The organism is Nitrobacter sp. 62-13 (assembly GCF_001896955.1).
Classification (GTDB): Bacteria; Pseudomonadota; Alphaproteobacteria; order Rhizobiales; family Xanthobacteraceae; genus Nitrobacter.
Window position 1 is genome coordinate 41,277 of record NZ_MKRN01000179.1, and the last position, 495, is coordinate 41,771.

Sequence of the window (495 nt, forward strand, 5' to 3'; positions counted from 1 at the left end):
AAGCCATTCAGCAGAACGGCGCGGTAAAGCCGGTGGCGACGCATTCGGGCTGGATCATACAGGTCGGCGCGCTGGAAACCGAGAGCGAGGCCCGCGAGCGTCTCGATGCGGCGCGAGGCCGCGCCCGCGGCGTGCTCGGCAAGGCCGATCCCTTCACCGAACCCGTCGGCAAGGGCAACAAGAAGCTGTACCGCGCCCGCTTCGCCGGGCTCGATCGCGATGAAGCCGAAGCGGTGTGCCGCACCCTGAAGCGTTCAGACCTGCCCTGCATCACGATCAAAAACTGATCGCGGCGCCCGCGCCGCGCTACAGGATTTTCGAGCAAGCGTGGCCGGGTCTTTCCCGGCCATTTCGTTGGGGACGCCCAAAATCCTGCGCGCGTGATAACCGATCGCGTTCCAGGCCCCGCGCAGGCGCGTCGTCAAAAACGCACCAACCCCCCGCCCTGCAAACCACTCGTCAAGAATTCGCGGATAGAGTGGACCGCAACGATCA

2 protein-coding genes are annotated in these 495 nt (G+C 65.3%); one reads left to right on the forward strand and one right to left on the reverse strand.

Annotated features, from left to right (window positions below; translation table 11 throughout):
- A partial coding sequence (locus tag BGN91_RS13020; protein ID WP_292613785.1) for an SPOR domain-containing protein occupies window positions 1-287 on the forward strand: 287 nt, incomplete at its 5' end.
- On the opposite strand, the gene BGN91_RS13025 is transcribed toward BGN91_RS13020, so the two are convergent.
- The coding region (locus tag BGN91_RS13025; protein ID WP_292613786.1) for a hypothetical protein at window positions 255-495 on the reverse strand (241 nt) is incomplete at its 5' end. The two genes, BGN91_RS13020 and BGN91_RS13025, sit on opposite strands and share 33 nt — an antisense overlap.